Source organism: Kineothrix sp. IPX-CK (assembly GCF_039134705.1).
Lineage (GTDB): Bacteria > Bacillota > Clostridia > Lachnospirales > Lachnospiraceae > Kineothrix > Kineothrix sedimenti.
Map to the genome: position 1 here is coordinate 4,352,051 of NZ_CP146256.1, position 24,202 is coordinate 4,376,252.

General features: G+C 40.6%; 23 protein-coding genes. 6 read left to right on the forward strand and 17 right to left on the reverse strand.

Translation table 11 applies throughout. The features are described 5' to 3' along the window. Nucleotides 1-22: 22 nt before the first annotated feature. The 3 genes from V6984_RS20595 to V6984_RS20605 are packed head-to-tail and all read right to left on the reverse strand — an operon-like array spanning nt 23 to nt 3,822. Complete coding sequence (locus V6984_RS20595) at nt 23-1,228, reverse strand: response regulator (RefSeq protein ID WP_342757472.1); 1,206 nt, start codon at nt 1,226-1,228, stop codon at nt 23-25. Further along, on the reverse strand, nt 1,221-2,735 hold the full coding sequence (locus tag V6984_RS20600; RefSeq protein WP_342757473.1) for a sensor histidine kinase: 1,515 nt from the start codon (nt 2,733-2,735) through the stop codon (nt 1,221-1,223). Before V6984_RS20600 ends, V6984_RS20595 begins: the two co-directional genes overlap by 8 nt. Then, on the reverse strand, nt 2,728-3,822 hold the full coding sequence (locus V6984_RS20605; RefSeq protein ID WP_342757474.1) for a sugar ABC transporter substrate-binding protein: 1,095 nt from the start codon (nt 3,820-3,822) through the stop codon (nt 2,728-2,730). Before V6984_RS20605 ends, V6984_RS20600 begins: the two co-directional genes overlap by 8 nt. Before the next feature lie 309 nt (nt 3,823-4,131). Between V6984_RS20605 and V6984_RS20610 the strand changes: the two genes are divergently transcribed. From V6984_RS20610 to V6984_RS20625, 4 genes are all read left to right on the forward strand, one after another. Next, nucleotides 4,132-4,806: a DUF1905 domain-containing protein gene (locus V6984_RS20610; RefSeq protein ID WP_342757475.1), complete on the forward strand. Its 675-nt coding sequence runs from the start codon at nt 4,132-4,134 to the stop codon at nt 4,804-4,806. Nucleotides 4,807-5,059: 253 nt separating this feature from the next. Further along, a complete protein-coding gene (locus tag V6984_RS20615; protein ID WP_342757476.1) occupies nt 5,060-5,449 on the forward strand; it encodes an AraC family transcriptional regulator in 390 nt (129 codons plus the stop codon). Between the two features lie 18 nt (nt 5,450-5,467). Beyond that, complete coding sequence (locus V6984_RS20620; protein WP_342757477.1) at nt 5,468-6,049, forward strand: ATP-dependent Clp protease proteolytic subunit; 582 nt, start codon at nt 5,468-5,470, stop codon at nt 6,047-6,049. A gap of 125 nt (nt 6,050-6,174) precedes the next feature. Next, the gene (locus V6984_RS20625) at nt 6,175-6,543 is read left to right on the forward strand and encodes a desulfoferrodoxin family protein (protein WP_342760062.1); all 369 of its coding nucleotides are present in this window, start codon (nt 6,175-6,177) and stop codon (nt 6,541-6,543) included. Between the two features lie 107 nt (nt 6,544-6,650). Here V6984_RS20625 and V6984_RS20630 read toward each other — a convergent pair whose 3' ends face one another. From V6984_RS20630 to V6984_RS20685, 12 genes are all read right to left on the reverse strand, one after another. Further along, nucleotides 6,651-7,406, reverse strand: coding sequence for a hypothetical protein (locus V6984_RS20630; protein ID WP_342757478.1), 756 nt, complete (start codon nt 7,404-7,406; stop codon nt 6,651-6,653). 32 nt (nt 7,407-7,438) lie between these two features. Further along, on the reverse strand, nt 7,439-7,588 hold the full coding sequence (locus V6984_RS20635; RefSeq protein ID WP_342757479.1) for a hypothetical protein: 150 nt from the start codon (nt 7,586-7,588) through the stop codon (nt 7,439-7,441). Next, nucleotides 7,578-9,323 carry a glycoside hydrolase family 35 protein gene (locus V6984_RS20640; protein WP_342757480.1) on the reverse strand — a complete coding sequence of 582 codons (1,746 nt, stop codon included), beginning with the start codon at nt 9,321-9,323 and terminating at the stop codon, nt 7,578-7,580. The genes V6984_RS20635 and V6984_RS20640 overlap by 11 nt, the downstream gene beginning before the upstream one ends. 110 nt (nt 9,324-9,433) lie before the next feature. Further along, nucleotides 9,434-11,092 (reverse strand): DUF3502 domain-containing protein, encoded by a 1,659-nt coding sequence (locus tag V6984_RS20645; protein WP_342757481.1) that lies wholly within the window; start codon nt 11,090-11,092, stop codon nt 9,434-9,436. 91 nt (nt 11,093-11,183) lie between these two features. After that, a complete protein-coding gene (locus V6984_RS20650) occupies nt 11,184-12,107 on the reverse strand; it encodes a carbohydrate ABC transporter permease (RefSeq protein ID WP_342757482.1) in 924 nt (307 codons plus the stop codon). Between the two features lie 35 nt (nt 12,108-12,142). Then, entirely contained in the window at nt 12,143-13,114 is a 972-nt protein-coding gene (locus V6984_RS20655) for an ABC transporter permease (protein ID WP_342757483.1), read from the reverse strand. A 336-nt stretch (nt 13,115-13,450) separates the two neighbouring features. Then, nucleotides 13,451-14,512, reverse strand: coding sequence for a LacI family DNA-binding transcriptional regulator (locus V6984_RS20660; protein ID WP_342757484.1), 1,062 nt, complete (start codon nt 14,510-14,512; stop codon nt 13,451-13,453). Nucleotides 14,513-14,594: 82 nt separating this feature from the next. Beyond that, complete coding sequence (locus V6984_RS20665; RefSeq protein WP_342757485.1) at nt 14,595-17,027, reverse strand: glycoside hydrolase family 2 TIM barrel-domain containing protein; 2,433 nt, start codon at nt 17,025-17,027, stop codon at nt 14,595-14,597. 203 nt (nt 17,028-17,230) lie between these two features. After that, entirely contained in the window at nt 17,231-18,313 is a 1,083-nt protein-coding gene (locus V6984_RS20670) for a radical SAM protein (protein WP_342757486.1), read from the reverse strand. A gap of 376 nt (nt 18,314-18,689) precedes the next feature. Beyond that, nucleotides 18,690-19,058, reverse strand: a complete 369-nt coding sequence (locus V6984_RS20675) for a hypothetical protein (protein WP_342757487.1) — start codon at nt 19,056-19,058, stop codon at nt 18,690-18,692. Then, nucleotides 19,055-19,690 (reverse strand): TetR/AcrR family transcriptional regulator, encoded by a 636-nt coding sequence (locus V6984_RS20680; protein WP_342757488.1) that lies wholly within the window; start codon nt 19,688-19,690, stop codon nt 19,055-19,057. Before V6984_RS20680 ends, V6984_RS20675 begins: the two co-directional genes overlap by 4 nt. Nucleotides 19,691-20,229: 539 nt before the next feature. After that, entirely contained in the window at nt 20,230-20,391 is a 162-nt protein-coding gene (locus tag V6984_RS20685; protein WP_342757489.1) for a hypothetical protein, read from the reverse strand. Between the two features lie 871 nt (nt 20,392-21,262). On the opposite strand from V6984_RS20685, the gene V6984_RS20690 reads away from it, so the two are divergent. Together V6984_RS20690 and V6984_RS20695 are read left to right on the forward strand one after the other, a co-directional pair. Then, complete coding sequence (locus tag V6984_RS20690; RefSeq protein WP_342757490.1) at nt 21,263-21,973, forward strand: GHKL domain-containing protein; 711 nt, start codon at nt 21,263-21,265, stop codon at nt 21,971-21,973. Next, nucleotides 21,970-22,710 (forward strand): LytTR family DNA-binding domain-containing protein, encoded by a 741-nt coding sequence (locus V6984_RS20695; RefSeq protein ID WP_342757491.1) that lies wholly within the window; start codon nt 21,970-21,972, stop codon nt 22,708-22,710. The genes V6984_RS20690 and V6984_RS20695 overlap by 4 nt, the downstream gene beginning before the upstream one ends. A gap of 4 nt (nt 22,711-22,714) precedes the next feature. Here the strand turns inward: V6984_RS20695 and V6984_RS20700 are convergent, their stop codons facing one another. Together V6984_RS20700 and V6984_RS20705 are read right to left on the reverse strand one after the other, a co-directional pair. Next, nucleotides 22,715-23,119 carry a hypothetical protein gene (locus V6984_RS20700; RefSeq protein WP_342757492.1) on the reverse strand — a complete coding sequence of 135 codons (405 nt, stop codon included), beginning with the start codon at nt 23,117-23,119 and terminating at the stop codon, nt 22,715-22,717. A gap of 115 nt (nt 23,120-23,234) precedes the next feature. After that, a complete protein-coding gene (locus V6984_RS20705; protein ID WP_342757493.1) occupies nt 23,235-24,047 on the reverse strand; it encodes a TraX family protein in 813 nt (270 codons plus the stop codon). Between the last annotated feature and the right edge of the window lie 155 nt (nt 24,048-24,202).

Sequence of the window (24,202 nt, forward strand, 5' to 3'; positions counted from 1 at the left end):
TCTCCACAAACCATTCCTTAAGCTATTCTATTCCCTGCAGTTCCATAACAACTGGCAAGTAATCCGTTCTTGCGCAGAACTGGTATGTCATTCCTCCGTTTTCGTATGCCAGATGTTCTGCCCATAAGACAAATTCCAAAGTTTTCAGACGAATATCCATAACACTGGCCGGATAGGTTTCTCCCATCCAATCGAAATACCTGCCCGAATAGATAAGAGTAGCGTTAATATCTCCCTTTAAAATCGAGTCGAACAACTCCTTTTCCAAATCGATAGGATAATTATCCTCATATTCACATCCAAGCGGAAGATCCTCTGCATGAGCAACGCTTCCCGTTGTATTGATCAGCGCATTCAAAGACTCATTATAAGATTCCTGCTGATCATTAAGACTTTTTACCGAGCCGATACCGATACGAAAGCTGACATCTATTCTTTTCCGCATCTTTCGTACCAGCTGCCTCGCCTTTTCGATCAGCTCAATTCTCTCATTATAATCCATTTTAGAAGAACCATACGGAACGAGCACCGGTATCTTATTCGCCATGATTCCTCCGACGATTCCCGGAAAGTACTCCTTAATAAGCTCCCTTACCTCTCTGTAATGACTTTGAAGGCGCATTCCGGCTCCCACTGCATTGGTCATATAATTTCCCCTCTGCTCTTCCCCGCACACTACTCCTATCATGTATCCATACTCTTCATTTATTCCCAGAAGACTCTTATAATTTTCCACATCTTCCTTGAAATATTCCTGAAGCAGTATATTATATATTAGTCCGTTTTCAATGATAGGAACCACTGTCTCCAGCTTTTCCTTAACCATTAAATCATTGCTCCTTTTAGCCCGTTCATTATCGATCTGCACCATGGCCTTTTTCAAGACCTGCGTTATCTTCTCTCTATTCATGGGCTTTGTAAGGTATTCCATTACTCCTAAATTAATTGCCTCTTTCGCATAGTCAAACTTATCGTACGCGGACATTATAATAAAAATAACGTTAGAATTCGTTTTTCTTATTTCTTTCATGGCTTCTATGCCGCTGATACCAGGCATGTGAATATCCATAATGGCAATATCCGGACGCAGATGCTCTGCCAGTTCTATGACGTTTCGCCCGGTTTTGGCATACTCCACTATGCACTCATCGCCAAACTCTTTTTCGATAACGAATTTCAAAGAATCGATTACGATACCCTCATCATCCGCAAGCATTATCTTATACATCTTCATACCTCTTTTCTTGAACGGGAAGATATATTCTAACCTCTGTTCCCTTGTTCTCACCTTCGCTTACTATTTCCAGTACGTCTTCGCTTTCTAAGAATAACTTTAACCTGCTTATTACGTTATCCAGGCCTATTCCATTTGAATTTCCTGAAATATCTTCAGATTTTAGATTACCGTTCAGTATCTTTTCTATTTTCTCTTTCTTTATCCCAATTCCATTATCGCGGACACTGATACATACGTTATCTTCTATTTCATATACCGAGAGAATGATTTTTCCTTCCCATCCAATATCTCTGATGCCATAATTTACACTGTTTTCGACTATAGGCTGCAAGATCATGCTGGGGACCTGAATATTATTGAATCTTTCATCAACATTTTTCTCAAAATGGATCTCCCCCGAAAAACGCACATTTAGAATGTATATATAGCTATCTATTAAGCTTATTTCGTCACCCAGCGTTACGATTTCATTATTCTTCATATTATATCTGAAGAATTCCGCCATATTCTGTACATATTCATAGGTTCTGTCCGCTCTCTCCATCATCGCCAGCTGTGCGCCCGCATTTAGCGTATTAAACAAGAAATGGGGATTGATCTGGGCTTGCAAGTATTTCAACTGTGCGTCCTTTAAATGGGTTTCCATCATTAATTCTTTTTCTTTCATGGCACGTTCTTTTTCCATGCTCGTCTTTATCCTGGCTATATATGCCCGTATATTAACAATCATTTTATTAAATGCCTTGGTCACGACTCCTATTTCATCACGTGACTGCACTTCAAGAAGATCCAAATCAAAATTCCCTTTTGCAACTTCACTGGCAGCTACCGACAATGCCTTAAGAGGATTTGTGATGGTCCTTGTTAAGACTATCGTTAATACTATATTACATATAACTACGCAGATCAGTATGCCATTGCTGACTAACTCCAAGGACTTAAAAGAAATGGACAATGCCTCATATGTCAGCGAATTATTCTTGAACTGTTCATTATTCAGGCTATATATGTACGTACTTATGTACTCATATAGCTCGCTCGCGTTCTCATAGCGAACTTTATATTTTTCAACATTCCGCCCGCGCTTCGCCTCTACCGTCTGATTGGTCAGCTCCAAATAGTTGTCGGACATATAACGTATGTTTCTCTCCATAAGAAGCAGCTGATCGTTACTGATAATATCATTCAGCTCTAACATCATAGATTGATAGTTCTGTTCACTTCTATAATAGTCCTCCATGGAATCCGACGACTTTGTATTCAGATAAGTAGTCATACTCGTCTGCACATTCGTTAACGCATCATTTAGTTCATTCAGCTTGACATTTCCCTGATATACCACGTCCAATTTATTAACCATGCTGTTAATATTGAGATACATAAATAAATTGACGACAAAAATAATAACGCTGCTGGTTACCAGAGTCAATGCGATCTTAGTCTGTAAAGACATGTCACGGATACTTTTTCTGTTTTTGTTCAAAAGTTTCTCACTCATCGTTCTTGCCATCTCCAATATAACTTACAACATTATCTGAGTTGATCACGGTAACGTCTACTGAAAAATATTCGCTGACATTACCAAGCTCATAAAATTCGTTCAAAGCTTCTACACAAAGCCTCCCCATCTGGCTCGTATCTATAGAAATCGTTGAATATATTACGTTTCGTTCTATTGCCTGCAGGATAGACGGAGCATCATAATATCCAATAATATCTATGCTTCCTACTTTATTATAATCGACTACCGCCTGATAAACGCAGGCAGTACTCAGTTCATCCAAGCAGATGATGATATCCGGCAGCACCTCCGAACTCATAAAAATGTCCCGGATAGATTCTTCGGCCGAAAATGTATTTTCATTATCCACCATTTTCATCTCGAGGTGTGCGCCGCCGCCTTTTGGCATTTCATTCATGGCAGTTTCCTGAATACCTGAAAAAAGCACATTTTGACTCGTACCGTCAGAACTTCCGCTCATCAATATAAGGACGTTCTTCTCATTTTGCCCGCATAGCTCTATTACTTGCCTTCCGTATTCGCGCCCGAGGTTATAACTGCCAACACCGACAAAGCTCTGCCGCTCTCCGCTGGTATTATCTCCTAATACTGTAACTACCGGAATTTGCTGATTGACAGCCTCATTTATTAGTTCCGTTATCTTTGCACTTTCGTCTGCCTCAACGATAATTCCGTCTACTTGAGAATTAATCGCAACCTTCATTAATTCTTCCCGCGAATATTCCTCCGACAAATTATTGCCAAGCATCTCTACATAGACATTTGTTTCCTGTCCGTCTTCTTTCGCTCCGTCATAGACAGTTTTCCAGAATTCCGAGGTTCTGTCGTTAACAATCATGACGTAATATTTTTCATATGCTTCACGTTCTTCATAATCCAATACTTTAGTTATTTTTCCGGTTTGTATTTTGAAAAAAGCAAGGCTTCCTATTATAGCCAGAATCACAAATAATATTATGCTGATACTAATAATAAAAACTTTTCTATTATCTTCCATCTCAATACCTATCTGCGCGTTGCGGCGCGCACTCAAATCAATAGTTGAATACGTATTTTTATTCAATATTTTAATATTGCGATAATTCTTTTTATTTTAAGCATGTAAATTTAATAACGTCAATATTTTTAATATTAACATAAAATCGGTAAAATATCTGGCTAATATTTTATAGAATAAGAATGTTTTCTAACGTTAATAAATTAACGGGATTGACACATTTTTATCAGTATGTTTTTTTTTAAATACTTTAGAAAAACTTACTTAAAAAGTGTTTCCAGAACAAAAAAAATCTGTTACATTCATAGTATAATTGGGGAATTAGGGTTATACAATACTATAATTTTACTTTATTCTACACAGGAGGTTTTATATATGAGGTATTTCTTTAACGGCAAGATTGAAAAGCTGGAGGATATTTATTGTATCCGCATTCCTTTTAACATTTGGGAGGTGTGTCAGCAGAGAGGTTTCATTCATGCGGACATTACCTTAAACAACAAAGTGATAGAATGCGAACTTCTTCCCGAAGAAAAAGGTAATTACAAAATTTATCTGAATGAGGAAGATGTATCTCATGTTGATATTACCAAAGTTCACAAAATATTACTGCATATAAGTAACAGCTTAATTGAAATAGGTAAAGAAAGTCCTTACACTCTGGAACATCCCATTCGTACGATTGACAGTATGAACATTCTCATCCAGCCTGATGACGGCCTCTGCGGACAGACTTGCGTAGCGATGTTAGCAGGTGTTACCATTGCAGAAGTCATCAGCGACATGGGCTTTCGCGAGTGGCAGGCTACCATAGGCAGAGTTATTCCCGCCCTTAACTATTATGGGCTCGGCCACACCGGCACAATTATTTATCCGGGCGGCGGAGAAGAAGTTATCTTCCCCAAATGCTGTATCATCATCGAACGCATGGGAAGATTCGGTCACTATCTCGTACATTACGATGGTAAATTCTATGATCCCAGCTTAGGCATTATGGAATATTATGATACGAGCAAATTGCTCGGCTATCTGGAGGTAATCTCCTGCTAGACAGTACTGTTTGATTGAAAAAACTATGCGTGGACCCGGAGGCTCAGTACGGCTGCCGGGTATTTTTTCGCAGTGCTGTACATTAAATCAAATTCAGAAGAGGTTATTTTATATAAAAAATGAGATTAGGAGTTTTTTTACTGCCGGCAGGAAAACCTTTCCCTTAGATAAAAATATTTTAAGCAAAAATTATCAAGAACTATTTTTCTAAAAAGCTTATAATGATGATATGCTCTTAGAAAGGAGGATATATATGGACCATTATTCTAAAGTGCGTGATACGCTTGAATTCATTGAGAAAAATCTGGATCACAAGATTAATCTTGACGATCTTTCGCAAAAAACCTATCTTTCCAAATATCATTACCACAGGGTTTTTCACAAGATAACAGGAGAATCCGTCGCCAGATATATAACAAAGAGGCGGATGGCAAAGGCCGGAGAAGAGCTTTCTGAGACCGATGAGCCTATAATTGATATTGCCCTAAAATATCAGTATTCTTCCCAGGAATCCTTTTCAAGGGCTTTTATGCGGATTTATGGCGTTGCTCCGGGAAAATATCGGAAGATATACGGCAACAGTAAATCCAATAATGTGATCAATCTTAGCTGCTTCAATCAAATCACAACTATGGCTGCATAGGCAGTATATGGAGGAAGTATGAGTAATCTTGTACCTATGGTGATCGAGCAAACATCCCGAGGCGAACGATCTTATGATATTTTTTCGAGGCTGTTAAATGACCGTATTGTCATGCTTAACGGCATGGTGACGAATGAAACTGCCAGCCTGATTATAGCGCAGATGCTCTTTCTGGAATCTACCGACTGTGATAAAGATATCCACTTTTATATCAACAGCCCGGGCGGTTCTGTTACAGACGGGTTCGCTATTATGGATACCATGAACTATATCAAGTGCAATGTCTCCACCATCAGCGTAGGCCAATCGGGAAGCGCGGCTTCGTTGCTTTTGGCATCAGGAACAAAAGGTAAACGCTTTGCACTGAAAAATAGTGAAGTGCTAATTCATCAGCCTTCAATATCCGGCGGGCTGCAAGGGCAGGCCACAGATATTAAAATCCACAGTGACTGGCTGGAAAAAACGAAAGAGAAACTGAATGAGATATATAGTAACCTTACAGGCCAATCACTCGAAAAAATCAAGGAAGATATGGAACGAGATTTTTACATGACGGCTGAGCAGGCAAAAGAATATGGATTAATTGACGAGATTTTTTGATGGTAAACTCCCTATCATAGGCTTGAATGCCGAATCCGCGAAATGATTTGACAGCAGTACTATAAACTATTATGATAAAAGTGAGAAAAAATATCACTTATACGCAAGGAGGAAAAGGTATGGATATGAAGTTTTTGAAGTGCAGTCATTGTGGAAATATCGTTTTATTTGTGGAGAGCAAGGGAACGAACGTAATGTGCTGCGGAGATAACATGAAGGAGCTCGTAGCTAACACTACTGATGCCGCGCAGGAAAAGCATGTTCCCGTATATTCCGTAGAAGGAACAACGGTAAACGTTTCCGTTGGTTCCGTTCCTCATCCGATGTTAGAAGAGCATTACATTCAGTGGGTTGCCCTTCAGACGACGCAGGGTCACCAGCTCAAATACTTAACCCCCGGCACAGAACCGAAGGTAAGCTTCTCCATTACCGAAGACGAGGAAGTGGAAGCTGTATATGAATACTGCAACTTGCATGGCCTTTGGAAGATATAAAGCTCTAACCCTATAAGAAGAAATATGAGAGTCATTCTCTTTTCAGGCTGGGAAAGCTGGGAAGGAACGGCTCTTTTCTTTCTTCTTTCTTTATTCCAGCTGCATTGTCAAGGCCTTGATATCCCTATCACACATATGATCGACGAATCCAAAGATACGTTCACCGCAGCTTCCTGCGCTGTATCGAATCCTTCGTCCTTCCCGCATTTCCCCTTACGGATATAAACGTTCCTATCATCTTTTACATAAGAGTTGTGTATAAAATACTTTTTATCAGCATCCTTCGTAATACAGACTGTATGAACTTCTTTCATTATATTCTTTCTGTCATTGTAGACAGTTGCAATAACAGTATCGCTATTTTCTCCCAGTCTGTCAATCACAGCCTTGTCTTTACTATATGTTATGGAAACGTCATATCCCCTGTTCTCGAAATAATCGAATATAGCGGTGGGAGAGACACCGAAGTCTCCGTTCAGCGCAGCACCATCGGCTTCGTAATGACTGATCAGATTTACCATCGTCCGGCCGGAGACCTTTTCTCCTAACGCCAGCAGGGCATTGTATGTCGCAATAATTTCACAGCCGGAATATTGCATATTATGTTTTCTCCAAGAGCCAAACTGCACATCCTTCCATTCATATTGATTCTCAATGTAGTTATCCGGCTCTAATATTTCACATTCCGGATCACATAGAACGGTCCGGTTGACTTTTGCGTTGCTCTTGATTCTTTTGGAAGGAACATAGCTCCGGCTGCGTAAAAACTCATATGCCTTTAACACGGTTTCATTTTTTATTCTCTGAGGAATAAATGCTCTTATAAATTCTACTATATTCCTAATTATCCCTTCCATACCCATTTTATACCCTCCCGCTGCTTTTCCCTCTTTTATTATTGTATTTCACCCCAATTCGTAATACCTTTATTGTATTGTAAAATATCAAAAAAATCTACTTCCCAGTAAAACAAAAGAAGCAGATATGGATTTCTTCCATCTGCTCCTTTATCTCTCTTCCTGAAAATTCTGATTTCATCCAACATCCGGTTCATTTGCCAGAACAATCACATTCTGTACTATACCGTCCGTTTCAAAAATCACAATCTCATTTTCTCCTTTCCTTATAAGTGGTGCAGGAATATAAAGTCGTTTTTGAGGGCCTATTTCCCAGAATCTCCCCAGATTGAACCCGTTGATAAAAGCGATTCCCTTTCCCCAGCCCGCAAAATCAAGAAAAGTATCTCCCGTCTCCTCAGCCGAAAAGGTAAAACGGTAAAAGGCCGGTATGCCTTCTGCATAGCCTTTGGTAAAATCTATTTGATCTATATTGTCAAGCGGCAGCGTATACTGCTCCCAATTATTATGCATATGTCCGTTTATTTGCACACATTGGCCGATTCCTTTTCGCTGCTGTTCCATTCCCGGTCCAAAATTCACACGTCCCATGTTCTCCACCAGAATATCCAGCGCGGCCCCCCTCTTAAAGGTCAGCGAGACATCTCTTTCTTCCAGCAGTTCCTTATCATAAAGTGTAGCAACCAGCTTTTGGTCAACTAAAATATTTGCCCGGTCATTTGCTCCCCAAAGCCTGATTTTTTCTATATTTTCTTCTGTACTTAATGTGGAATGATACAGGATGTAACCATAATTCTGTCCAAGCTTTTCCATATATTCCGGACACCGGCTGAATACGGGGATGCTAAGGTCATCCAATACCGAAAATAAGCTTACCTTATCTTGTACAGCAAGTGTACCATATGCTTTTCTCTCGATTTTGGTGCTGAGCTTAACCTCAGGAATTACTCTATATTTGGAGATGGTCTGCTGATAACGGCGGTATTTCTCCGTAATCTGTCCATCCTCGGTGAGCAAAGCGTCGTAATCATAAGAAGTTACGTCGGGCGTCAGTTCATCATAGTAATTGGAGCCATTCATGAAACCAAAATTAGTACCACCCACAAACATGTAAATATTTACATGTCCAAGTTCTAACATTTTATCCAGATCCTTTGCACTTTCCTCAGGATCTCTTACTATATGCCCTCCGTTGCCCCAGTGATCGAACCAGCCCACCCAAAACTCCGTACACATCAATGGCCCGCCGCCGGTATACTCTTTTAACGCTTCAAAACGTTCTTCCGTCCTGGAACCGAAATTACCGGTAGGAAGTATCCCTTCCACCACACCGCCGTTCAGATTCTCCGAGAAAGGGCCGTCAGAAGTTACCAGAGGTACCTTCACCCCTTCCTTTAGCATGAGATCCTTGATCTCTTCCATATATGCCTTGTCATTTGCATAATAGCCATATTCATTTTCTATCTGCATAAGGATAACCGGTCCGCCCTCCGTAATTTGCAAAGGTGTGATAATCGGCATAAGGATATGATAATACTCTTCCACATGTCGCAGGAAGGAGCCGCCGCTTACCCGAAGCCTCATATCGTTTTCCCGAAGCAGCCATGCCGGGAGTCCGCCGAATTCCCATTCCGCACAGATATAGGGAGACGGACGTAATATGACATACAATCCCAGTTCCTCTGCTGTCTTTACAAACTTCTTTATGTCCCTTATGCCTTCAAAATGGAATTCTCCCTTTTCAGGTTCGTGCATATTCCATGGAATGTAGGTTTCCACTGTATTACAGCCCATAGCTTTCAGCTTTTCCAAACGATCCTTCCAGTACTCTGGAACAATTCGAAAATAGTGGATTGCTCCTGAGATAATCTGAAATGGCTCGTTGTCCAAGTAAAAGTTGTCTCTGATTTCAAATTGTCCCATTACTAGTATTCTCCTCTTTCTGCTTTCACACAAAAGTACTGCCGCCTCTTAGGCGGCAGCACTCCTCTCTATACCACAAATATAGCTATTTCCATTTAAAAGCTCATAACTTATTTATAAAGTTCGTCAAACTGTCTCTGTAATTCTCCTGTAACCTCGTTGATACCGGCCGCTTCCAAAGCTGCCTGATATTCAGCTACAATATCTTCTGCTGTTCCCGTATATTTACCGAAAGCAATCTGTTTCATATAGTTCGTATGGATTTCATTAATATTATTGATCTGGGACTGAACAAGGTCTACGTCTGCTACAAACTGCCCATACGGATACTCTATTTTGATTTTATCATATTCGGCATACAGCTTATCGATCTCATCCCAGTTTCTGCTGGCATCCCTGATCTCCAGATCATCGTTACGTCCCCACCAGTAGTTGGTAGTTCCGTTAATATTATCGGTATCTTGATTATATCCTTCAGGAAGAATACGAAGTCCGCTTTCATCCAGATCCCATGAGACTCCCTGAATACCGTAGCAAAGGAGCTTGTAGCAGTCAGGATCATTTCTCAGCAGATCATAAACCATCAGCGCCCTTTCAGGATTCTTGCTGCCTGCGGAAACTGCCATAGCGCCATGAGTAATAGATAATGCTACTACATTCTGACTTTCCTCACCAAAGTAGAAGAAACCTGTCTCTGCATCGGGATCGTCGGCATAAATAGTATTTGCCGGAGTATGGCTTACCAAGTCCGTCCAAGTCTGAGTGTGATGCTGCTCTGCCGCAACACGTCCGATCCTGTAATCATCCCGGTTCGTGGAAACAGTATTGTTAAGCACGTCTGTCTTCCAAACGCCGATCTCATCCCATTCCTTCATCATCTTGGCATATTCAACCAGCAAATCCGTTTCTGTTACATAAGGAGAATATATCGTATAGAGATCATCCTTTGTTCCTCCCCACATTGCGCCGGAGTTCAATCCGTCAATAGACACATAATTGCTGTTGGACTGGATATAACCGCCTGCCATTGTCGCATACTGTGTACCGTCGGAATCCCATGGAATAATGTCAGGATATGCTTCCTTTACATAACGGAAATATTCTGTCAGATCGGCCCAGCTATGAACGCCATCCGCAAGTCCGGCTTCCTTCGCATAGTCCAAACGATAAATATATCCATGATTCGTCCACTGTGCATAGTTGTCTTCGGGCATCAGATAAATATCACCGTTGTATTTACACAAATCCCAATTTTCAGCAGGCACGCTTTCCCATGTCTGCGGAGCATAGGTTTTTAACATGTCTTCCGATAATTCCAGGAACGCTCCGTTCTTCGCGTTCGGCCATGCGTCCAGCCAGTCAGATGCCGTACCGACCAGATCCACAGTGCCGTCCATAGATGCCAATGTCAGGTTGTAATTTGAAAGATAATCCGTCCAGGGGATAAAGTAAATCTGTAACTCTGCATTTATTTTTTCCGTCAGTATCGCATTAAGCTCTACCATCATCTCATCGAACTTTTCCTTCGTACCGGAAGGGGGCTCACCCGTGGTCATATATGTAATGACTACATGTTCCGAAGTATCGATATCCGCAGCTGCCGTTTCTTCTCCGGCCGCTGCGCTCTCATCCTTGCTTTCTTCTTTGCTTTCAGAAGCAGTGCCGGTAGAATCCGAGGCCGTACTCGCGGAATCAGAAGAGCTTCCACAGCCTGCGAGACCAATGACCATCGAGGCTGCAAGTAATAATGCAACTAGTTTCTTTTTCATGTTCTTTCCTCCTTTTTTGGGAAATGCTATCGCATCATCTATATTGTCTCTGGACTGCCAGAGTAACAATCCGGTAATAAGTTCCTGATTCTCAGCCTTTTACGGCACCTACGGTAATGCCGCTGATGAAGTACTTCTGTACAAAAGGATATAACAGTATGATCGGTCCGGTGGCCAGCACCGCATTGGCCATCTTAACACTCTCCTGAGGGATATCTCCCAAATTGATAAACTGTCCCGCAACCGAATTCTTCAGCGCATCCGTTCTGTTTACGATTTCGTACAGGGTATACTGGAGCGGTTTGATCTCCACCTTAGAGCTGAGAAACAGAGATGACTGATACCATTCATTCCAATATCCAAGTGCAAGGAACAATCCGATCGTTGCCAATGCGGGCTTTAGCATAGGTAAAATCAATGCGGTAAAGATCTTCATATCTCCTGCACCGTCAATTTTGCCCGACTCTGTAATTTCATGCGGAATCGCCTTCACAAAGTTCTTCATCAGGATAATCAGCCACGGCGTCATCAATAGCGGAAATAAGACTGCCAAATAACTGTCCTTCAGATGATAGGTCTGTGTCATCAGCAGATAATACGGCGCAAGTCCTGCTGAAAACAGGCTGGTGAAGTAAATATAAAAAGAAATCGCATTTCTGAAAGGAAAATCCTTTCTCTGCAGAGCATACCCTGTCATGGAAATAATGGATAATCCAATTCCGGTACCAAAGAATGTCAGCAGAATGGTCAATATGTAAGATTTCCAGATACCGCCGCTTTTCGTAATCATAGAATATGCTTCCATGCTGATCGCCTTGGGAATTATCTGTACACCTTCCGCACGAATTACCGCTTCACTGGTAAAGGATGTACTAATAATTATTATGAACGGGACAATGCAGCAGAGCGCATAAAATGTAATAAATGCATATCCGAATCCTCTGATCATCATATCCGATGCACCAAGTTTCACCTTAGCGCCTGAATCTATCAAATCTGCGTCTTGTTTTGCCATAGTGTGCCTCCATTTCTGCCCGGAACAAGTTCTTACTAGAATAGGGAATAATCCGGTTCTACTTTTTTCACGATCCAGTTAACTGTCACGACAATGATAAATCCGATAATCGACTGATACAAACCAACTGCGGAAGCAGTAGAGAAGTTGAAATCTGTCATGGTTGCACGATATACATAAGTTTCTATAATATCGGTCGTACCGTACAACAATGGATTTTTACCTATTACGTTATAGAACAGGCCAAAGTTACCTTTTACAATACCGCCGAGCGCAAACAGCAGCAAAATTATAATTGTAGGCTTCAGACTCGGCAAAATAATATACCTGATCTTCTGGAAACCATTTGCACCATCTACCTTTGCCGCTTCGATCATCTCCGAATCGATGCCCATAATAGCCGCGAAGTAAACTACCGAATTATAACCCGTCTGCTGCCACAGATAAATCACTATCAATAACGGCGGCCACGAATTAGCGTTTGCATAAGGCTGCCACCTTTCCAATCCCAGACTGGTAAGAATTCCATTGACAAATCCGGTATCGTAGTTCAGCAAGTTAAATACCAGAATGCCTACCAATACCTGAGAAATGAAATAGGGAAGAAACATAATCGTCTGAGAAATCTTCTTAAACCATTTTCCCCTCATTTCATTGAGCAGAATCGCTACAAACACTGCCAAGGCGTTCCCCAAAAGAATAAATGCCACATTATACAGGACTGTATTTCTTGTCAGGATAAACAGCTTTCCCGACGTCGCCAGAAATTCGAAATTCCGAAGCCCTACGAATTCGCTTCCGAAGATGCCGTCTCTGTAGTTGTACTTCACAAATGCTACCCAGATCCCCGGCATAGGCATGTAACAAAAAAAGAAAAAGAATAAGATTGCCGGTAAGCACATAAGAAGCAGAATCCTCGACTTCTTTACATTTTTCCAGAAAGATATTTTTGGTGCAGTTACATTGGTTACCTGCGTATCCTCTGCCACTTTTAATGCTTTAGCCATTTTCTCCTCCCATACTGACCTTTTCCATCCGTCTATGTTCAACATGAATATTCACATCTTACGAAGTGAAATTGCGCACTCAGATTGGTCACTTTTACTATTTGAAATCGGTTTCAATTAATATTTATGTTCACATTTTACTCTTTATGCGATTCATAGTCAATGCTTTTCTTGCAACCGGTTTCATTTTTCCGAATTATATAAATTTACCGCTATATTTTTGTGCACTTTTTATATGGAAACATCAAAAAAGCAGTTATTCTTTTATCGAATAACTGCTTTTTACTATTTCCCGCTCAATTTAAACACTATTTTTTGAAACCGGTATCAATATGATTATTCCTTTGTTTCGGGAGCCCTTCCGCTGCTTTCCCGAACGATCAGGGTCGGGGGTAAAAGCTGAATTTTGGGCATTTCCCTTCCTTCTATTGCCGCCACTGCCGTCTCGATCAATTTCTCTCCAAAGCTTTCATAGTTATAATCAGCCGTTGTCAATTTCGGGCTGAGCAGTTCTGAAACGTAAGTATTGTCATAGCTTACTACCGAAATGTCCTGAGGGATACATAAACCATGCTCCTGAATGCTGCGCACAATACCTACCGCCGCAAAATCATTGATCGCTATCACCGCTGTCGGCCTGATACCTTGGCCAAGCATCCTGTTCATATAGGTATACCCGGTCTCGTAGTCATATCCGCCATCCTCCGAAACCAGATCTTCTCTAAAAGGGATTTGATACTTGCTTAAGTTCTGCTTATATCTTTGGAATTTTTCAAAGGTGGAGAGGACATCCATCCGTCCCCCGATCAATGCTATCTCACGGTGGCCTAATTCTATCAGATGCTCCGTCAACAGATCCATGCACTTCATGGCATCGATCTGCACTTGATAGCACTGCGTTCCATCCAGCTTACCGGTTACCACCATGGGAATGGTGTTCATTAATTGATTGACCTTCTCTACATATGACTTATTGGATACAAGGTCGTCTACCCGTCCGCCCATCTGAATGATCACGTCAACCCTCTGCTCCTGCAATTTCTCCAGCTGTTTCTCCTCTTGTATCTGCTCACCCAGAGAGTTGCAAAGCATGACTGTATATCCAGCTTTTTGTGCCGCTATCTCACACGCGACAAACATATCCGCATAGTAGGGATTCCTTACATCCGCTGCGATAATCCCGATTACTTTGCTTTTTGTATCAGAAAGGCTTCTAGCCATGGCGTTAGGTTTAAAATTGTATTTTTCAATCAGTTCCAATACCCGCTGTTTTTTTTCATTGCGTACATTGGCATTGTTAGTAAGTACCCGGGACACTGTCGCCGCAGACACTCCCGCCTCTCTCGCTATGTCGTAAATGGTAATTACCTTATTTTCAATACTTCTATGTACATCCATCGTTTTTTCTCCTAGCAATTCCCTCATTCTTATTAGAAAACGTTTTTATTTTATAACATTATATTTCTATTACCTCTTTCTGTCAAAACGAATTCATTGAATTCTTCATTTTATCCACTTCCACTTCAAGTCCATTATCCTCCAAGCCGGAAGCAGTTATCTTTACCACGATTCTGCCGGGAGCATTTCTTCTGATATATACCATTAATCTGCCATCCTTAGTGCCTCTTTTCTGCTCGGAATAAGAGGTATTATCGCTTAAGTCCCCGTTTTCAATGCCTGCCAAAGCTCCTGAGCCCTTCACTTGTATCCCGATCAGCCGGTCATCTGCTGCTGCAAGCCTGCTTTCACTATCCAGAAGACGAATCTCCATTTGGAACAAATAGCCGGAATGTCCGGATGCCTCTTCAAAGCTCTGACCGCTTAAAACATCGGCTTCTTTCCATAGCACGGCCTGAAGGCTCACCGCATCACCAGAGGTACAAAGGGCCGTGGTTTTCACTTTTTCCCGCTTCTCATCGTAGCCTTCTGCCTCCAGTATTCCCGCTTCAAATGGAATTATAAATTGATATGCTCCGTCAGCGTTGTATTTTGCAGCTCCGGCAATCTCTTTTCCATTGAGCAAGAGCCGGATCTCGCTCAGATTAGAGTAACACATAACCAGTACTTTCTGTCCGCTTTCATAATTCCATCGCCGGCTGTAAGGAATCCATTCTTCATTACGATCCGTCGTTTCACTATCAGCCCTGGAAACGAGTTCCAGCACAGGTTCTGTCAACCATAGCGCCTTTCTTTGTAAAAATCGTGATTTTTCAAAGCCCGCCAAGTTCAGAAGTCCGGCTGCCGAGCCATGGACAGGCCATCCGTGTGCTTCACCTAGATAGTCTATTCCGGTCCAGAGAAATTGACCGCTGATATATGGATTATCCGTTACAGCTCTCCAAGCCTCATAGCTGTGGCTATTTTCACTCCCCAGAAAGGGCTTTTCAGGGAATTCCTCATGGTCCTTCACATAGAACTGCTCTTTATAGTTATAGCATGCTACATCCAGGGCTTCCAGGATTCCAAGTCTGACCGAAAGCTCCGGAAATGCTAATGCCATCGTTACCGGCCTGGTCGGATCTTCTTGTTTTACAATTTCAGCCAAGCGCTTAGCCAGGGGTACCAACCGTTCGGCACTAGGCTTATTTGCATCATATACTCTCTCTGCCGCAGGCTTAGCAGCGTCATTATTTCCCGTCATGTGCTCGAACATCGGGTGACAGTAAGGATCGTTGGGATAATCGATTTCATTTCCGATGCTCCAAAGTATGACAGACGGATGATTTCGGTTTTTTCTTACCATTGCGCGCAAATCTGTTTCATGCCATTCAGGAAAATCCTCGAAGTATCCCTGATGCTTCGGAGGATATATGTTATGGCCCATAGACCATTTATTCTTTGCATTTTCCCATTCGTCAAAAGCCTCATCCATCATTAGAAATCCCATCGCATCGCATAGCTCATACAGCTCCGGCATATGCGGATTATGGCTGCAGCGGACGGCATTGCATCCGCATTCCTTCAATTTGCTCAGTCTTCTCTGCCAAATATGGGCAGTAACTGCAGCGCCCAAACAGCCCGCATCGTGATGTACGCAAACACCCTTAATAGTCACTTCATTTCCATTCAAAAAGAAGCCGTTGTCGGGAGAGAAGTAAATGCTTCTGATTCCAACTTTCTCTTCCTCTGCCAAATATTGCAGCTTATCGTTAACTGTATAGAATACTTTCATTTGATAAAGGTTGGGATTATCTGTTGACCAAAGCTCAGGCCTTTTGATAACGCCTTCCAACAGTACCGGTACCGCTTCACCAGCCGGTATTCGACAGGACTGCGTAAGCTTTTCCATACAGATTCCTTCTCCCCTGCAAAAGTCAATTTCTATATTAACCTTCACATCCGCATCCGTACTATTAAGAATTTCCTGATACACGCTGATTTCGGCACTGTTCTCATCGCATTTGTTTGTCTTAAATACAATGCTGTATTCCGCAGGATGCACCGGTTCCCTGACTGCGAGCGTCACCTTTCTGGTGATTCCGCTTCCGGTGAACCATCTGGAATCCGCCAGATCCGTATGTGTCACCTTAACACAAAGAACATTTTCTTCCCCGTAATGAATAAAGTCGGTTAATCGATGGGAAAAGGTCACATAGCCATTGGGGCGTTTGCCCAAGTAATAACTATTGCACCAAATCTGGCTATTTTTATATATACCGTCAAAGACTACTTTGATATCTTTGCCCTTATATTCTGAGGGCACATAAAAATGCAGCCGATACCAACCGATCCCCCCTGCCAGATAGCCCGTTCCGCTGGAGTAATCCTTTGAAAAGGGCTGTGTCACCGACCAGTCATGAGGAAGTGAAACACTTTGCCATACATTATCATCAAAGCCTGCATACCATGCGCCTTCGCACTCGCCCAAGTAAAATTTCCAGTTCTCATTTAAGGTAATTTTTGTTGTGTCCATTAACTGCCCCTCTCGTTATGCAAATGATTCTTCATCGTGCGTCTTGAAATCGGTTTCAAATATATTATGTAAGATTTCTTTTAAGAAGTCAATTCACAACTTTAATATTAAAAAAATAATTAATTGGACCTGAACCATTCTATCCGTTTTGGCTTACAAAGAGGTTTAAATTCAGATTACCCGGCTACCCCTTGAAGGAATCCTCATACTCCTATCAACTTCTCTACTTCCCGTTTATGTTGAAGCAAAGTACAGCCGCCTCCCTTATTTTCCGCCTCATGTTTTCCTATTAACCGTATTTTTTCAAAGAAAGGTGACTGCAGTACTTCAATAATTGAAGTAGTCTTTAGGTTCAATTCTGAATATGGGGAGAAGGGGCAAGGCTCCGCATTGCCCAACGGGTTAATATGAAAAAACCCCCGTCCAGCGGCCAGACATCCACCCATATATTTTTCATCACCTGGAAAAGAGATTAAGCTCATATTTTTAAAGTCACATTTCAACTTGCGTATATTTTCATCTAACATAACAGCGGCATTCTTGGACAGGACAAGATCTTCAGTACCTTTTTCTGCCGGTACATACTCCACATAAAATATAATGCCACAGCCTTTTTTCTGTAAGGCGGAAACATACTCTCTGCTTACAACGGTATCTAAATTGTTCTTTGTGACTGTTATAGATGTACCAAAAAGAATATTCCTCTGTCTTAGCTCTTCCATGACTTGCTCAATCTTCGTGGAAATACCAAGTCCGCGCCGTAAATCCGTTTCTTTGGAGTTACCCTCACTACTTAAAACAGGGATTATGTTTCTCCGTTGGTCGAACAGATCGATGTATTCTGCGTCGATTAAAGTTCCGTTTGTGAAAACAGGAAATGCGATGTGCGTAAAATTTGAGGCTATTTCTACAATCTCTCGGCGCAACAATGGTTCGCCGCCGGCAAGCAGAATAAAAGAAATACCTAGATCGGCCGCTTCACAAAAAATCCTGTTCCATTCCTCGGTATTCATTTCCATTTCGGCCATTGCAGTGCCGCATATACCGCCAGCCCTCGCATAACACCCTGTACAATACAGGTTGCATTGTGAAGCGACACTCGCAATGAGAAAGGGAGGGATATGAATCCCCGCTTGCTCATATCCATTCCTTATCTTTGCGCTTGCTTGCATGGTGGGAATAAACTTTGTTATGAAGCGCCGCCCATTTTTATCTTTCAAATAAAATCGGGCTGCCGTTTGTAAGATTGTTGCAATACCTCGTTCCATGTGAACATTTATATCCATAGTCACCCATCCTTTCTGTTTAACGCCAGCTTCGGGCCTGCTTGCCCGAAGTGTCATTGATTAACCGACTATTGTACTTCCTGTCTATTCAAATATTGACCTTGCAAACTGTTCGGCTTTTTTATATCCTCAGCATTAGGGCGCCCTGTATACAATATCATATAATGTCCGGGGCATTGATATTCATTTTCCGACACATTAAGCCCTTGCGCTTGAAGATATTTTTTGTCTTTTCATAGGCCGATTTAACTATGGCTGCGATACTAAATACTACAACTATCTTTATAAGCGAAAGCATTCGCAATTTTCTTTGTATTACCTGATTTTGAATAATAACGCACTTCCATATTCATAAAAACCCCCTCTTTTCTGCTATTTATTTAACTATGAACGGTGCAAACCTACCAATAATCGACTTTATGACAATGCAGCCGGCAACTACAAAAAGCGCAATTTGAGGGTCATAAAGGATGGGGATTTTCCATCTGAATATTTGTGCTGCTGTTGTAAGCAGCGCAATCGTCCCGAAGAGGTACCCCATGATAGTGAGCGGGTGCGCAGGTGCATTGCTGATAAATTTGCCTATTGTTGGCATAATCATGCACATTGCAAATCCGATCGTGCCCAAAGTAATAACAGCCGTTCTCGGCCCATTGATGAATAATATCTGCCTGCCAGACAGTCCCGCATAAACAATCAGACCGGTCATCAACCACTCTGCTGCCAATATTCCAATTCCTTTCATTGTTTATCACTCCTTAAATAGATTTTATTAAATTGCGTAGTATGTCTTTCCAGAAAAGATAAAGCTTCTTTGTATTTTTCGGTCTGATTGTCGTATTTGGATAACAGCAGATACAAAGGCGAATAAAACTGTAAGGCCATTACCATTGGGTCCGCATCAACATAAACCCCATCTTTTATTAAATTAGCGAACACGCCTGATATATAGTCCAAGCCCTTGTCTATTATCAATTCCCTAAAAAACCTTCCTGCCTCCGAAGTTCTATACTGTTCCATTGTCAACATTCTACGCAGCTGCGATCCATACTCTGTTTTGAGATAGAACTGATACATTGTAACGCTGATACGGAATAATTCCTCTCTTACCTCACTTTCTCCTGAGAGAATATCGGCCATGCTTTCAGGGGGAATAAAAGTAGAAACTTCTTCCTGATAACGACGCTCAATGTCTTTGAGTATCGAGTTGAAAATGTCTTGCTTTCCGCTGTAATGCTTATACAGGGCGCTCTCCCGTATTCCGATTTCTTTTGATATATCACGGATACCAACCCCATCATAGCCTCGTTCAGAAAACAATTTCAGTGCAACTGTCAAAATAACTTCCTTTGTATCCCGTGTTTCGATTTTTGGCATATAAACCTCCCGCAAAAAATATAGTGAACAATCGCTCACCATTATTATAGTTAACAACTGCTCACTTGTCAAGAAGGGAACTGGATTATATTTTTACGCTGCTATTCATGGGCTTTTCTGAATCTTTTTGGGATTTCTGTTGAAGTTCAATAGCCTGAAACCGACACACTCAACAGGATAAAGCCCATAAAGAAAAAGGACCGTCCCCGGCATAATGCCGGAGCGCGGTCCGTGGTCTTCTATCAATTTAAAATTATATTTTTTAGCTATTTTATATAAATCTATATAAAAATTATTCCTATGAGAAGTTTCGCCCCTGCATGAAACGCCCCAATCCAACCCCAGCGAAAAATCAATCCGTATTTAAGAATTACGGCTTGTAAAATCCTGATATTACTCTATAGCAGAAGAAGTTAATAACTCCCAAAAGGTTCTGCACATCTATGATACACCTGAACATACGAAAATGGGACCTGCTGTTCGCAGATCCCATCTATCTTAACCCCTTTACATGAAAAAGACACTTGCCTCTTAAATTACTATGCTTCTATGTCCTTGCTAATAAACTCTTTTCTAACACTTTCTGGCATTTCTACTTCATGTGCCAACGCCGGAATCGATTTACCAACCGTATTCTTTACCGTGTCAAGCGCTACATCTGTAATCTTACTTGCTATTTTTTTTTCTAAGCTCATTTTCATACTAGAAACCCCCTATTCGATATTATATGTTGTTAGTATCTGTAACATCTGCATTATAGACCTAATTTCCAATTTTTGCACATTTTATCCTCAAACGTTAAATTAATTGCATTATTCGTCAAATTGACGGCAAGTATGACAAGATAATATAAAATATGATAGGATTTTACAATATAACTTTACTGATTTGATGTTAAATGCTATAATTTGGTAAAGTTTATCTTTATGAGGGGATTTTATGGACTATACAGTTTCGTTTATTTCTGTATCATTAATAAATTCTTTTACATTTTTGTTTGCAATGACAAATTTGCTTTTGTATCCATTACGATTATTTAATAAGATAATTATATATACTTATCTTGCTTGTTGCCAAATTTTCTTTTTTATACAATTTGGACAAAATATAATACCATTCACTATTGGCGGCGCTGTATTAATAATAGCGGCTTCTAATAAACACATTATACTAAACTCACTTTTCTCATTAATGGGTTATATACTAGCAATATTTATAAATTACATATTGAGTTCCCTTTTAGTTTTATTTAACCTCACAGTTTCAGACATATATTCAAACAACAGTTACCTTTTTATTTTTGTTATAACTTATACAATTATAACATCTATCATTACTAAATATTTAGGACAATACTTAAGACTTTTATACACTCAACATAAGCTCATATTCTCCAAAGAAATATTAATACTCTTTTTTTCTGAGGTTATAGCTTGTACATTAATCTTCGCTTATAATATTATTCAAGGAGAACAAGAAGGTTATCCTGCTAAAATAGTTTATTTTAATACTATACTTTTTGGTACTTTCTTCATTATTACCTTCATCATTTTCTTTTTCAGCCTCCGCATCATGTACAAGAATCAGGAACTGGAATTTATCAAGCAGCAAAAGCAATCCTTGGAGGAGTACGTAAAGAAAATAGAAGATTTATATCAAGATACCCGCATTTTCAAGCATGATTATATAAATATACTTTCCACCATGCAATATTATATCGACGACGATGATATAGATAATTTGAAGGTATTTTTCAGATCGAAAATCCTTCCCAGCAGTGAAGCTCTCACGAACAAGGAATCTATTATCGGTAAACTCAGTAACATCAAGGTTTTGGAGCTGAAAAGCATTTTATATGCCAAGTTGATTTCCGCCATGAATCAAAAGCTGAACATTACTTTGGAGATTCAAGAAGAAATAAGTTCCATATCCATGGATACATTAGATTTGTCCACTGTAATAGGCGCTTTCATGGATAATGCCATTGAAGCCGCAAAGGTATCCGAAGAAAAAAAGCTGCTTATACTTCTCATCTACAGCGAAGAATCTGTGACCATTGTCATCTCGAATTCCTCTCCCGCAATTGATATCAAGTTAGATGTCATTTATGATAAGGATGTCACATACAAAGAAGGTCATAGCGGACTCGGTCTTTACAGCTCCAACAAAATATTAGATAAGTACAGCAACGTCATTCATTCCACAAATTATAACTATAATATTTTTACGCAAACGCTGGAAATATGCACGCAGCACAATACTGAAGAGGTGTATTCGACTTGATTCCTATTTACTTATGCGAAGATGATAAATTCCAATTAGAATGCTGGAGAAAAATAATTAACAATACCATTCTCATTAACGAGTGGGATATGAAAATAAAGGCGGCTACCGATACCCCCTGTGATTTATTGAGATTGGTAAATAAAAGCAAACCGGAAAATGCGGTTTATTTTCTGGACATCGATTTAAAAAACAGCATGAATGGAATTCAACTCGCCGCTGAAATCAGGAAATATGATCCGAGGTCGTTTATCATCTTCATTACAACGCATGAGGAAATGGCACTTAATACCTTCAAATACAAAGTCGAACCGCTGGGATATATAATAAAAGAAGCCCCTGATTTCAAAGACCAAATCAAGGACTGCCTTCAGAACGTTTGTGAAAAGTATCATGTACCTAACAATCCTGTAACGGATGTGTTGACCATCCGTATGGAAAGTAAGCTTTTAATTATTCCCTATGATGAGATTTATTATATCGAACCTTCTACCCAATCGCATCGGGTACGGCTTCACAAAGACCATGAAATATTGGAATTTTCATCCTCGCTCACCGATATTAAGTCGAAGCTGGATAAACGGTTTATGATGTGTCATAAGTCATTTATCGTGAACTGCAACCATATTTCCAGAGTTGACAAGAAAACATATACCGTTCACTTTAAGAACGGAAAAACATGCCCTTGTTCCGTCCGCTTATGCAATCAATTGTGCGGCCGGCTCGCCGAGTTGTAAAAGCTTAACTCTTTTTAATGAACTCGGCACTGCATTTGGGACACCGAATTGCAATTTTGCCTTTGCCTCTAGGCACTCTGATTTTCTGCTTGCAATCAGGGCATTTATAAATGTGATGAGTCTTTCTTTGGCTCATCGCATTTTTTTGTTTTAAAAAAAATTTTCGGATTCCCGCCGTATATTTCAGAAATGCCTGATTTTCCGCGTAGCGCCGCGTATAATTTCTGGAAAGCATACGGAAATAAGAGTAAATCAGCACCGCTATCGCTATTCCATATAGAAAATTCCACCTTGTAAATAGTGATACAATCATTGCCACCAAGGCTCCTGCAAGTAAAAATCTGTTCAGGGAATCCGGCCCGTAGGAACCGTATCTTCCCTGCATAAAGCGCATTAACTTCTCTCTCACAATCGTTGCTCCAATCCATAATCTTCCGTTTTTAATAATCTTGATATTTATTCTAAAGATTATGCGCTAAAATGCAATAAAACGATTCACAAATTTTCATTAAAAAAAACTAAACTTAAAACATCGCCACTTGACCTAAGCCTAACGCACAGGCGACAAGGTACAAAAGCAGTATATGAACCGGATAAAACGCGTAGAAAAGCCATTTAATATTCCAGCCTCTTTCTCCATTATATTTATGTATAGGAATCAATACCAAAAAGGCCGTTATCTCGGTAACCGACATCACCGTAAGAGTAGTGCATCCCAGACCTGCCGACAAAGTCTTCCTATTTCTGAAGAAGTACATAACCGCTATAGTAAGAACGCCGAAGGCGCTGTAATCCGTCTGCATAAATACTGCCGCGCCCATCCCGGCAACGAGAACGAGCACACTTAAGATGGCTTTTAGAACCTTATTCCAATCAGCTTTCTCCCCTATGAAGCGCAATCCTATCATAACGAGAAGTCCGAAAAGAAGAGTGAAGAATACATTCTGATATCCCCAATAGAAAAATGTTCCTTTAAAGCCGAGGTCGAAGGGTATCTCAGAGATCAAAGCGAACAAGAATAATCTGCTCGCATATTTTTTTATATCATGCGTATGCTCAAAGCCCTCTATCAGCAAAAAACAGAAGATGGGGAAGCCCAGCCGGCCCACCAGCCTCAATACAATATCGGCAACATAAAGTGCCATATTCTGCTGCATGAAATATGCGGCGGAACTAACGTCCATGATGGAGCCCAATCCCTCGCTTATCATCATTCTTTCCAATATAATGGCTCCCGTATGATCGATGAACATGACGATAATAGCAATCAGTTTAATGGTGCTTCCCGTAATTCCTTTTTTCTTAGGCATAATACCTGTTGTGGATACATTCTCCATAATTATCTTCCTCTCCCTTAATCCGCATATTCCTATACTATGACTGATATTGTCAGCTTATTAAGCAATAATTTAAATAACAATATATAGCATATAAATATTCATCGGATTTGTCAATCTTTTGTCAATACGTCGCCTTCAGTCTCTGTACGTAT